Origin of the sequence: Geobacillus sp. WSUCF-018B (assembly GCF_002809985.1) — a bacterium.
In the GTDB taxonomy this organism is placed as follows: Bacteria; Bacillota; Bacilli; order Bacillales; family Anoxybacillaceae; genus Geobacillus; species Geobacillus thermophilus.
On the sequence record NZ_PIJF01000009.1, the window covers coordinates 87,690 to 98,432 of the forward strand.

The 10,743-nt window shown below is 54.5% G+C and carries 12 protein-coding genes and 1 pseudogene; 6 read left to right on the plus strand and 7 right to left on the minus strand.

What is annotated here, in order from left to right; genetic code table 11:
- Window positions 1–133 precede the first annotated feature (133 nt).
- Together lipL and pta are read right to left on the minus strand one after the other, a co-directional pair.
- Entirely contained in the window at window positions 134–985 is an 852-nt protein-coding gene (gene lipL, locus CV944_RS04635; RefSeq protein ID WP_033011015.1) for an octanoyl-[GcvH]:protein N-octanoyltransferase, read from the minus strand.
- A gap of 199 nt (window positions 986–1,184) precedes the next feature.
- Window positions 1,185–2,165, minus strand: a complete 981-nt coding sequence (gene pta, locus CV944_RS04640; RefSeq protein WP_033011017.1) for a phosphate acetyltransferase — start codon at window positions 2,163–2,165, stop codon at window positions 1,185–1,187.
- A gap of 228 nt (window positions 2,166–2,393) precedes the next feature.
- Here pta and hemQ point away from each other — a divergent pair, with 228 nt between their 5' ends.
- From hemQ to gerQ, 3 genes are all read left to right on the plus strand, one after another.
- On the plus strand, window positions 2,394–3,140 hold the full coding sequence (gene hemQ / locus CV944_RS04645) for a hydrogen peroxide-dependent heme synthase (RefSeq protein ID WP_011232883.1): 747 nt from the start codon (window positions 2,394–2,396) through the stop codon (window positions 3,138–3,140).
- 321 nt (window positions 3,141–3,461) lie between these two features.
- Window positions 3,462–3,908: a cell wall hydrolase gene (locus CV944_RS04655; protein WP_011232884.1), complete on the plus strand. Its 447-nt coding sequence runs from the start codon at window positions 3,462–3,464 to the stop codon at window positions 3,906–3,908.
- 18 nt (window positions 3,909–3,926) lie between these two features.
- A complete protein-coding gene (gene gerQ / locus CV944_RS04660) occupies window positions 3,927–4,511 on the plus strand; it encodes a spore coat protein GerQ (RefSeq protein WP_044745350.1) in 585 nt (194 codons plus the stop codon).
- A gap of 195 nt (window positions 4,512–4,706) precedes the next feature.
- Here gerQ and CV944_RS04665 read toward each other — a convergent pair whose 3' ends face one another.
- The 3 genes from CV944_RS04665 to CV944_RS04675 form a co-directional block, all read right to left on the minus strand.
- The gene (locus tag CV944_RS04665; protein ID WP_015376087.1) at window positions 4,707–5,078 is read right to left on the minus strand and encodes a DUF423 domain-containing protein; all 372 of its coding nucleotides are present in this window, start codon (window positions 5,076–5,078) and stop codon (window positions 4,707–4,709) included.
- A 265-nt stretch (window positions 5,079–5,343) separates the two neighbouring features.
- Window positions 5,344–5,643, minus strand: coding sequence for a YwdI family protein (locus CV944_RS04670; protein ID WP_063167150.1), 300 nt, complete (start codon window positions 5,641–5,643; stop codon window positions 5,344–5,346).
- 18 nt (window positions 5,644–5,661) lie between these two features.
- Window positions 5,662–6,351 (minus strand): uracil-DNA glycosylase, encoded by a 690-nt coding sequence (locus tag CV944_RS04675; RefSeq protein WP_011232888.1) that lies wholly within the window; start codon window positions 6,349–6,351, stop codon window positions 5,662–5,664.
- A 388-nt stretch (window positions 6,352–6,739) separates the two neighbouring features.
- Between CV944_RS04675 and CV944_RS04680 the strand changes: the two genes are divergently transcribed.
- The 3 genes from CV944_RS04680 to CV944_RS04690 are packed head-to-tail and all read left to right on the plus strand — an operon-like array spanning window position 6,740 to window position 8,308.
- Window positions 6,740–7,090 carry an STAS domain-containing protein gene (locus tag CV944_RS04680; RefSeq protein WP_100659071.1) on the plus strand — a complete coding sequence of 117 codons (351 nt, stop codon included), beginning with the start codon at window positions 6,740–6,742 and terminating at the stop codon, window positions 7,088–7,090.
- Window positions 7,087–7,575, plus strand: a complete 489-nt coding sequence (gene rsbW, locus CV944_RS04685; protein WP_011232890.1) for an anti-sigma B factor RsbW — start codon at window positions 7,087–7,089, stop codon at window positions 7,573–7,575. Before CV944_RS04680 ends, rsbW begins: the two co-directional genes overlap by 4 nt.
- Window positions 7,535–8,308: a sigma-70 family RNA polymerase sigma factor gene (locus CV944_RS04690; RefSeq protein ID WP_100659072.1), complete on the plus strand. Its 774-nt coding sequence runs from the start codon at window positions 7,535–7,537 to the stop codon at window positions 8,306–8,308. The genes rsbW and CV944_RS04690 overlap by 41 nt, the downstream gene beginning before the upstream one ends.
- A gap of 37 nt (window positions 8,309–8,345) precedes the next feature.
- Here CV944_RS04690 and CV944_RS04695 read toward each other — a convergent pair whose 3' ends face one another.
- On the minus strand, window positions 8,346–10,253 hold the full coding sequence (locus CV944_RS04695) for a SpoIIE family protein phosphatase (RefSeq protein ID WP_044745354.1): 1,908 nt from the start codon (window positions 10,251–10,253) through the stop codon (window positions 8,346–8,348).
- A gap of 173 nt (window positions 10,254–10,426) precedes the next feature.
- Window positions 10,427–10,522, minus strand: a pseudogene (locus CV944_RS04700) (FMN-dependent NADH-azoreductase); the annotation flags it as partial.
- Window positions 10,523–10,743: the final 221 nt, after the last annotated feature.

Genomic DNA, 10,743 nt, shown 5'->3' on the forward strand with positions numbered 1-10,743 from the left:
ATGCCCTATCCATGGCTGCGCCTTGATCGCACTCTCTCCGGTGCGGCCGAGACACGGGGCATCCTTTTTGCCTGCCGGCGGCGTCAGGCGATGAACGCAGGCTCTTCGCCTGCCGCCGGACGGACTGCTTCCCTTACTCCCCTGCTGAAAGCGCACCGCTGAGCGCCGTTTCATTCCGTTCGACGATGCGCGCCCAATACTGCTCATACCAATTCCATTCGCCGTTCTCGAGGGCAGACGAATACAGCTCGCCGCCAAACGACTGCAGCGTGCGCCAAAGGGCGACAAGCAGCTCATCGATCGACAACTCGCAGCCGAGAAGCTCAGACAGCGACGCCATGACAGTTGGGACAACATCGGGGTAGGCGAATTTCGTTTTCTCTCCTTGGCGGCCGAGCTCATAAAAACGGCGAATAAGCTCAGCCCGCGCGGCTCCGCTCCCGTTGACGCAAAGGTAGATTTGCACGGCAACGCCGCCGCGCACGCGCCGTTGCGAAATGCCGGCAAACTTTTTGCCGCCAATGCTCAAGTCATAGCTCCCCGGACAATACGAACCGACGATTTCCCCCGCCTCAACGCGGGCGCCGTATGAGGCAAGCATGGCGGCCATGAGCGCATACATCGCCTCATACCCTTGCTCGATGGCAATCGTGTTTTTCGTTTCCGGAAAAATGAGCGAAATATTCAACACCCCGCTGTCAAGGACAACGGCCAACCCGCCGGAATTGCGGACGACGACGCGATACCCTTCCTGGCGCAAAAACGAAATGGCCTCATCGATGTACGGAAGCTTCGTATCAGCGGCGCCTAAGACGACGGTATTCTCATGCACCCACGTGCGGACGACCGCATCCGACTGTCCCGCGCCAACCGCGGTGCATAATGCATCATCGATGGCAAACGATTGTTTCGCATCAAACAGCGGACCGAAATGCGACTGGTCGATGACCCGCCATTTCGGCTGCCGCAGCAATTCATGGCTCATCGCAGCAAACCCCTTACGTTGAACGTTCCGCTCTCATTATACCACATCAAACTGGAACGATTATGGCCATTAAAAAAGAAAGCGGCTAAACAGCAGCCAGCCGCCTTCTTTGACACGAATCCATGCATGAAACAAGAGATCGCCCATTCTTTGGCAAAACGAACCGGTTCCGACTCCTCTTGCTCAGTTCGCCGCCTCTTTACTCCCCAAGCGACTGCGCCGCGGTGATGAGCGCGAGCTTGTAGGCGTCTTCGGCGCTGCATCCGCGCGATAAGTCGTTGACCGGCTTGTTCAGCCCTTGCAAAATCGGGCCGACCGCTTCAAAGCCGCCAAGGCGCTGGGCGATTTTGTAACCGATGTTGCCCGCCTCAAGGCTCGGGAAAATAAAGACATTTGCGTCCCCTTGAATGACCGAGTCCGGCGCTTTCTTTTTCGCCACCTCTGGCACAAACGCGGCGTCAAATTGAAACTCACCGTCAAGGATCAGATCCGGCGCCATTTCTTTCGCCAACCGCACCGCCTCAACGACTTTTTCCGTCTCCGGCGACGAGGCCGACCCTTTCGTGGAAAAGCTTAACAGCGCTACGCGCGGCGTAAGGCCGAACATTTTGGCCGTCCGGGCGCTCTCGACCGCGATTTCAGCCAAATCATGACTGTTAGGAGCAATGTTGATGGCGCAATCGGCAAACACATATTTTTCGTCGCCGCGCACCATGATGAACACGCCGGACGTTTTGCCAACGCCTGGCTTCGTTTTAATGATTTGCAAGGCTGGTCGGACCGTATCCGCCGTCGAGTGGGCCGCCCCGCTGACGAGGCCGTCGGCCGCTCCCGTATAAACGAGCATCGTACCGAAATAGTTTTCATCGAAAAGCAACTCGCGCGCCGTTTCTTCTGTCACTTTCCCTTTGCGCCGCTCCACAAACGCCGAAACTAGCTCATCAAACCCGCCGTAGCGGCGCGGGTTGACAATCTCCACCCCTTCAAGCGGCAAGCCAAGCGCCGCCGCTTTCACCCGCACAGCTTGCTCATCGCCAAGGACGATCGGCTGAAGCACTTGCTCCGTCGCCAAACGGCTCGCCGCCGTTAAGATGCGGTCATCGGTTCCCTCCGGAAACACGATTTTTCGACCCGTATCGGTTACTTTCGCTTTTAATGCCGTAAATAAATCGGTTGTCACGATTCATGCCTCCTTCACGGTTGGCCCGCCTGTCTCCAGGCATCAGCCTTTCTCTACATTAAGCATACCGCTTCGATACGAAAACGCAACGATCGTAAGCCCTTCCAATCAATAATTCACCTTTTGGAACAATTCAGTATCTTTTGCTTTATGCACGGACACCCGCTTTTTTGGCCAAACTATGATATAGTGGTACTGTACAATTGATTGAATAAAGGAGTGACGATGATGAGCGAAGCGGCCCAAACGTTGGACGGTTGGTATTGTTTGCACGATTTCCGCACGATCGACTGGAGCGCGTGGAAAACACTTCCAAACGAAGAGCGCGAGGCAGCGATCAGTGAGTTTTTAGCGCTTGTCGACCAATGGGAGACGACGGAAAGCGAGAAGCAAGGAAGCCATGCCGTCTACACGATCGTCGGGCAAAAAGCCGATATTTTGTTCATGATTTTGCGGCCGACGCTGGATGAGCTGCATGAAATCGAAACAGCGCTTAACAAAACGAAACTCGCCGACTATTTATTACCTGCGTATTCGTACGTTTCAGTCGTGGAGTTGAGCAACTACTTGGCGTCCGGCAGCGAAGATCCGTACCAAATTCCAGAGGTGCGCCGCCGTTTGTATCCAATTTTACCGAAAACGAACTACATTTGCTTCTATCCGATGGACAAGCGGCGCCAAGGCAACGACAACTGGTACATGTTGTCGATGGAACAGCGGCGCGAACTCATGCGCGCCCACGGCATGACCGGCCGAAAATACGCCGGCAAAGTGACGCAAATCATCACCGGCTCCGTCGGTTTGGATGATTTTGAATGGGGCGTCACCTTGTTTTCGGATGATGCACTCCAGTTCAAAAAGCTCGTCTATGAAATGCGCTTTGATGAAGTGAGCGCCCGCTTTGGCGAGTTTGGTTCATTTTTCGTCGGCACTCGCTTGTCGGTGGAAAAAGTTCCTTCGTTCTTCCATGTATAAAAAAGAGGGGCCCAAACGCGGCAGGGCCCCTTCGCTTATTTTCCTGTTCTTCAAGCAACCGGCGAGCTCCTCCCCCTGAAAGGTCAGCCAAACGAGCGATTTCTTCCGCCGTCATCCCTTTGCACATCATGTTACGGGTCTTTCTTGCGCAACGGGTTTCCCTTTTTGGTCAACCTCCCCTGTTTCTGTCATATCCAGCCCAACTGCCCCATACATATAAATCAGAAATTCCTCCGAGAAATCGCCTGTCTGTCTGTCACCATTTTCCTGTTCCATCAATAGCCTATTACTGTCGAAATTCACAACGACTGAGGTGACGATATGGGTCAGATCGCTCCCTCCATTGTAGCCCACACAGAAGAGGAAGTGAAGTTGTTGGCTCGGCTCATGCGAGCCGAAGCGGAAGGAGACGGGCGGCTTGGGATGCTCATGGTCGGCAACGTCGGCGTCAACCGCGTCATCGCCGACTGCCTTGACTTCCGCGGCATCCGCTCTATCCGGCAAATGGTGTTTCAAAGCCCGGGCGGCTTTGAGGCGGTGCAAAAAGGGTACTTTTACCAACGGGCGCGCGAAGTGGACATCGGCCTAGCCCGCCAAGTGCTCCGCGGTTGGCGCTACCACCCAGCGACAAACGCCCTTTGGTTTTTTAAACCACCTGAAGGTCAACCGTGCCCACCGCAATGGTTTGGCCAGTGGAACGTCGGCCGCTACAAATCGCATTGCTTTTTTGCACCGACTCCATCCGACTGCCCACGTGTCTATTCTTAATATTGAGGAGGGTTCTTTATGCCGAACAATCCAGAAAATCAATTTTATCCACTTGATGAGGAGCAACAATCATTTTATTATTCGCCGTTCGGTCAAGAACGGCAACAACCGTATGCATCCTATCCATACGGCTATCCGTATCCGCAGCCGTACTATCCGGCGGCGTACCCGTATTATTACTATCCGCAAGCGGCTGCCGCTCCAACGATGACACCGGCGACAGCCGCCGCTCCGACGTTCGGTTTGCAGGCGCCGACGTTTACGGCCCCGACACCGATGCCGACCACCACCGGCCCATCGATTCCAGGGATGCTGCCGATTGAAGAATCGTACATTGAAAACATTTTACGGTTAAACAAAGGAAAAGTCGCCACTATCTATGCGACGTTTGAAAACAACCGTGAGTGGAATGCCAAGGTGTTTCGCGGCGTCATTGAAGCGGCTGGACGTGACCATGTCATTTTAAGCGACCCACAAACAGGCACACGCTATTTGATCCCGATGATTTACCTCGATTACGTCACGTTTGAAGGAGAAATCGCCTACGAATATCCGTTTGCCGGTGCCTCCGCCACGCCGCTCGCCTCCTATTCGCCGCGCTGAGTGCAAGCGCAAAACCGATGTTCGATGAGCAGGCTGCCCCGGGGTAGCCTGCTTTTTTTCATCCGATGCGACGTCCATCACAAGTTGCTGACGCCCAGTTGTCTATCATGGTGGCAAACGAAACAAAAAAGGTGCCTTCTATGATTGGGACGGCGCGTGATTTCCTGTTCGGGGTACACCTTGCCCGCGCTTCGCTTACAGCCATTTCAACGCCGCATAGCCGATCATCACCCAGGCGACCAAAAAAGCGACGCCGCCAAACGGAGTGATCGCGCCAAGCGGCTTAATCTGCGTTACACTTAATACGTACAAGCTCCCGGAAAACAACACGATGCCGGCGAACATCACCCAGCCCGCCGCACCGATCAGCCCGACATTTGGCGCCTTGCCAGCGAGCAATCCGACAACAAGCAGCCCTAATGCGTGGAACATCTGATATTGGACCGCCGTTTTCCAAATCTCCAAATAACGATCCGGAATCTTCCCTTCCAGCCCGTGCGCGCCAAACGCTCCCAATGCGACGGCTAAAAACGCATTGAGCGCGCCGAGAAGGACGAATGTTTTCATAGCTGTTCCGCCTTTCTAATGAAAGATTGTTTTCCCTCATTACATTAATATAATGGAAATGTTCCTCGATAACAAATGACGAATAGGTGTCAGCCGCTTCACTCAACAGAGCCGATCATCGGGGGCGCCACCGGCAAGACCCGCATCCAAGCCGGTGAACCGCTTCTTGTTTTTTGGCGCAAACAAAGGCAAGCGATTCAACGGAGTTCTGTTGATCAACATTCCCCGTGGAGAAGACCGTTTTCCACGGTGTTTCGTTGCCCCCTCAAAAATCCAACAACGACTCCCCGTTCGCCTCATCGTCAATGTCGGGAGAACGTCCTCCGACAGAAACGGCTCCAAGCGAAAGCCCGCCAGCAACCGAAATCGGCCCGCCGACGGCAAGCGACTCTGTCGAGACAGACGGAACGGACGGCTGCGGCTGGCCTGTCGTTTCCAGCATCAAATCGCATAAAACGCGAATGGCAGCGACATGTTCACGCATCCGCTGCGGGTCATGGGCCGCCTTTGCCTTGCGCAATTCGTCTTCCATTTTGGCGACAACCGCCGCCAAAGAGATCGTCATGATGTCTTCCCCCTTTCTTCATTCAGCGCGGGCGCCGATGTTCTCGATTTGCCAATCGATCGGTTCGCGTCCGTGCTTGGTTAAAAACGCGTTCGTCCGCGAAAACGGGCGATGGCCGAAAAAGCCGCGCGCGGCGGAAAACGGGCTCGGGTGCGGCGCTTCAATAATCAGATGGCGCGGATTCGTAATCCGTTCTTTTTTCTCTTGCGCGTTCCGGCCCCAAAGCAAAAAGACGACCGGATCGTCTTTTTCGTTGACGAGCTCAATGACGCGGTCGGTGAAATATTCCCACCCTTTGCCGCGATGGGAGTTCGCCTGGCCGCGGCGGACGGTCAGCACGGTGTTTAACAACAGCACCCCTTGCTCGGCCCATTTCACGAGATAGCCGTTATCCGGTATGTAGCAGCCGAGGTCGTCATGCAGCTCTTTAAAAATGTTCGCTAAGGACGGCGGCACCGGCACGCCCGGCTTGACGGAAAAACTAAGCCCGTGCGCCTGCCCCGGGCCGTGGTACGGATCTTGCCCGAGCAGCACGACTTTGACGTTTGCATACGGTGTATAATGAAGGGCGTTGAAAATATCGTGCATATCGGGATAGATCGTCCGCGTCCGGTACTCCTCTTTTAAAAACTCGCGCAGCTTTAAGTAGTACGGCTTTTGAAACTCCTCTTCAAGCAGCGGAGCCCAGTCGTTTTTGAGAATCGGCATTGCGAGCAACTCCTTTGCCATCGGCTTTTTCCCTTTTATCATTGTAGCCCAAAAGACACCAGCGTCAAAGCGAAGTGAATGTTCAGATTGAGGCAACCATAGCGAAACCTGTTTCCCCAACAGGAAATGCGCCAATCCCCTGCCGCAGCCAAACCGGAACACGCCGGTCGCGGCAGGCGGAATAGAGGACAAAAATCTCCTTTTTTATTCTCTTCGCCCATTGTTTCCATCTTTCCATCATCATGTCCCCTTTTCATTCGACATTCCCTGTTTCAACAAGTATAAAATATGGGTATAGAAAGCGTAAACGCCAAAGGCCGGACAAGCTAAGCCGTCGGCGCCAACGCAACACCGGGATATCCATCAAACGCACAGTGGGGTGAAAGAAATGGATCAGAAACAATTCCGTCTTGTTCATGACGAACAGCCGGATCGGCACGTTGTATACATAAAAGGCGAACTGGACCTGGCGGCAGCCGAGCAATTTCAACGCACCGTCAAACCGCTCGCCGGCGATGCGTCCAAACCGCTCGTTCTTCGTCTCGAAGATTTAACGTATATTGACAGCACCGGGATCGGCATGTTTGTAGCGCTGTTAAAAACGCGGCATCAACTCGGGGCGCCGTTTGCCATTGAAAACGTGCCGCCGAAAGTGCGGCGTCTGTTCGATTTAACTGGAGTATCCTACTTTTTTTCCGAAATGAACGATGCGTCAGAAAGGATCGGAGGCCAATCATGAAAGAGCACGAAACGATCGTACAGCTGTCGATTCCAGCCGATGCACAGTTTCTTGACATCGTGCGTTTGACGTTATACGGGCTGGCTGCCAAAATGGGATTTTCCTATGAAGAAATCGAAGATATGAAAGTCGCCGTCTCCGAAGCGTGCAACAACGTCGTGCTTCACGCCTACAACGGAAGAAGCGGCGATATTCACCTCCGTTTTGAGATGAGCGCCGATGCGCTTTCCATCGTCATTAAAGATGAGGGAAAAGGGTTTGACTACAAACGGGCGATCAAACAGGCGGCGTCGCTGTCCGGCAAGCCACTCCAAGATGTGAAAGTCGGCGGCCTCGGCCTCTTTTTAATGGAAGCGCTCATGGATGACGTCCGCGTCACGACCAAAGGCGGAACGGAAGTCCGCCTGACGAAATTCCGCCTTCACGGCGAAGGAGAGCATGCCCATGACTGTATATCCCCCTCCTCTGTCCAAGAGCAAGCTTGACGCCCTTATTTCCGCCTATCAACAAACGAAGACGGAAGAAGCGGCGACAGCGTTGCTCGTGCGTTTTGAGCCGCTCATTGCGGCCGCAGCGAAAAAAATGGCGCGCAGCCGCCCTGATTTTTACGAAGACTTGTTTCAAGTCGGCCGGCTGTCGTTTTTGCGCCTTCTTGACCATTACGACCCGAACCAAGGAACAAACTTTGAATCGTATGCGATGAAAAGCTTGATCGGCTATATGAAAAACTATTTGCGCGACAAAGCGTGGTATATCCAAGTGCCGCGCTGGGTGAAAGAGAAAGGAAGCAAAGTGCAGCAAGCCATCGACGAACTGACCGTCAAGCTCGAGCGGTCGCCGAACATAGATGAAATTGCCGCCCATTTAGGCTTATCGGTGGAAGAGACGATCGAGATTTTAGCCGGCCGCGACCATTACCAGGCGATTTCGCTCGACGCCCCGGTGCAAGACGGGGAAAAGGATGCGACGACGATCGGTGAATTCGTCGCGGATGAAGCGAACGAAATCGAGTCGCTGATCGAGCGAATGGATTTAGAGCAGGCGATCGGCAAACTGAGCGAGCAAGAACAAATCGTCATCGACGCCGTCTTCCGCCGCGGCGAGACGCAACGGTCGCTCGCTGAACGGCTTGGCGTCTCGCAAATGACGATCAGCCGCATTCAAAAGCGGGCGATCGAAAAGCTGAAACGGCAGCTGGCCGCTGCCTACCCGTCGTAACAGCCAAAAACGCCGCCGCCGGCCGGCTAGGGCGGCATCAGCGGCGGCGGAGCAACAACAACGTCTGGTCGTCTTTTTGTTCGTATTGGTGGTACGCCTTGATATGCTCGTACAAATCGCGGACGATTTGCGCTGCCGGCTGGTCCAAATTGACGCGGGCAACCATCGAGGCGAGGACGGAAAAATCATCGTCCGCCTCTTCGCCGCGTTTTTCGGTCACCCCATCGGTGTACAGCAGCACAAAATCACCCGGCTCGAGCACTACCGACTTCGTCTCAAACGAAAATTGCGGAAACAACCCGAGCGCGCACCCTTTCGCGTGAAGCGGCACGCATTGTTTCGTTTTCGCCCGGTACCAAAGCGCCGGTTCGTGCCCAGCGCACGCGTACGAGAACGTATGCGTCTTTTCGTTGTAATTGCCGACAAACATCGTGACAAACATCGACGGCTCGGTGTAGTCGTAGGCGAATCGGTTCAGCAGGTCAAGATACACGTGCGGCTGCGTTCCGTAATGAACGGTCCGGTCCAGAATAAATTTCATCAGCGTCATGAGCATTGCCGCTGGAATGCCTTTTCCCGATACATCGGCAATGCCGACGGACACCGATGTTTGATGGACAGCAAAGTGATAAAAATCGCCGCTCAACACTCGGGCAGGGACGCTGAGGACGCTGATGTCGACGTACGAAGGCAAATCCGCCTTCGACGATGTCTGCAAAAGCGCCCGTTGCATATTCGCGGCAAGCGACAGTTCAAAGTCGAGCTGTTCCCTCTCGCGCTCGAGCCGCTCTTTTTCTTTTTTCTCCGTCATGTCGCGCAAAACGGCGACAAGCCCTGTCAGCGCACCGTTTTCCATCACCGGCGCCAGCGTGTAGCCGACCGGCAGGCACACGCCGTCATGGCGGCGAAACGGCTCCTCCTCGACGCGAATCACCTCGCCGCTTTTCAGCTGTTTGACAACACGGCGCAGCCGCTTCCAGTCCCACGCGGACCCATCCGGCCCGGCGAGCGAGACAAAGGAAAATAACGGCTTTCCTTTCGCTTCCTCAGGGACGACACCGATCAGCCGACCGGCTTCCGGGTTCATCCAAACGATTTGTCCATCCCGGTCTAACATCATCAATCCCTCGCCAAGGGCGTTCGCCATCATTTCCAGCTGCTGTTTGTGCTGTTTCAGCTCCACATATGGTTTTTCGATCGTTTCCACATACATCGCGCGCACGACATACAAAAATCCGGCCACTTCGTACAGCTGCCCCCATAGCACATGCCCGTTGCCGAGCAGAAGCAGCACTTGGCCAAAGGCAAACAGCAGCAACGCCATCAGCCAGTACAAGAGTGCAGGAGAGCCGCCCTGCCGATAGCGACGCCATACAAGCGCAGCCGCGGCCGCATCAAGCAAACCGACCGCCCCTTCTCCCGCCTGCCACCAAAGCGGCCAGCGGCTCGTCCGATCTTCCAGCCAAAGCGGCGCCGTAACATGAATGAATAGCCCAACCGCCACTGTATAAGCAAAGGCGGCTAAAAACGCCTGCCAACGCTGGCCGCTGCGACGCTCCATCACCTCGTCCGGACGCGAAAATAAAAAGAGCAGCCCCCAAGCGAGCGTAAAGCGAGCGGCAAGCGAAAACAACGACGCCTCACCGACGTCTGAGAATGAAAGGAGAAAATGAAACGAAAACAGCGTCCCTGAGGAGAAAAACAGCGCCCCCATCACAAGCCGTTCCATCGACAGCGTGTGAGGAAACACGGCCCACCCTTGCACGGCGACAAGCCAACAGACGACAACGGCGGCAAGCCCTAAAGCAAGATGAATAGAATGATAGAAACTAGGCGAAAAAGGGAGCCGCCCTGCAACGAACAAAAGCAAGCCAAACAGCATGGCCGCCAACGCTGCCGCCGCGCTGTGCAGACGCACCAGGCGATATCGTTCGTATTCCTTCACCAACGAGGAACCCCCACTCTTCATTCTATATGGTTTATTATACCATACGGCTCCCCACCAGCGTATATGAACGTCACGGCGGTTTGGTTGTCCAATAAAAAAGGAGCCTCTCCGAATGAAGAGGCTCCCGAGCCAAGTTTGCGGCCATTTTCCGCGCAATACCCGTTCTCCCGTTAAAACGTGTGCGCCAAGTCTTTCGCCCGGGCGATGGCGTTCGCTTTGATTTCTTCCGCCTTTTCCGGCACCGCCGCATGCCCTTCGACAAATACCATTCTATTGGTGATGGGAGATATCCTGCAACGACAAAATAATGGGAATGTATAGCGCAAAAAAATATTGCAGCGTGGCCGAACTTTAAGGACAAGATGTGATACAATCATGAGCGTGGCGGTGTGAACTACCCCCACTTAATTTTCTAGCGAAAATTTGAAGTGGGGGCTTCCAAAGAAGTTTGACTGCTTCAAGCAATCCTTATTCTTTGAGGCGTGTC

Bases quoted from the DNA above. Each gene is read 5' to 3' on its own strand.
- CV944_RS04680 (WP_100659071.1), top strand. From the start codon at position 6,740: ATGGATCAGAAACAATTCCGTCTTGTTCATGACGAACAGCCGGATCGG.
- CV944_RS04655 (WP_011232884.1), top strand. From the start codon at position 3,462: ATGGGTCAGATCGCTCCCTCCATTGTAGCCCACACAGAAGAGGAAGTG.
- CV944_RS04690 (WP_100659072.1), top strand. From the start codon at position 7,535: ATGACTGTATATCCCCCTCCTCTGTCCAAGAGCAAGCTTGACGCCCTT.
- hemQ (WP_011232883.1), top strand. From the start codon at position 2,394: ATGAGCGAAGCGGCCCAAACGTTGGACGGTTGGTATTGTTTGCACGAT.
- gerQ (WP_044745350.1), top strand. From the start codon at position 3,927: ATGCCGAACAATCCAGAAAATCAATTTTATCCACTTGATGAGGAGCAA.
- CV944_RS04665 (WP_015376087.1), bottom strand. From the start codon at position 5,078: ATGAAAACATTCGTCCTTCTCGGCGCGCTCAATGCGTTTTTAGCCGTC.
- lipL (WP_033011015.1), bottom strand. From the start codon at position 985: ATGAGCCATGAATTGCTGCGGCAGCCGAAATGGCGGGTCATCGACCAG.
- CV944_RS04675 (WP_011232888.1), bottom strand. From the start codon at position 6,351: ATGCCGATTCTCAAAAACGACTGGGCTCCGCTGCTTGAAGAGGAGTTT.
- rsbW (WP_011232890.1), top strand. From the start codon at position 7,087: ATGAAAGAGCACGAAACGATCGTACAGCTGTCGATTCCAGCCGATGCA.
- CV944_RS04670 (WP_063167150.1), bottom strand. From the start codon at position 5,643: ATGACGATCTCTTTGGCGGCGGTTGTCGCCAAAATGGAAGACGAATTG.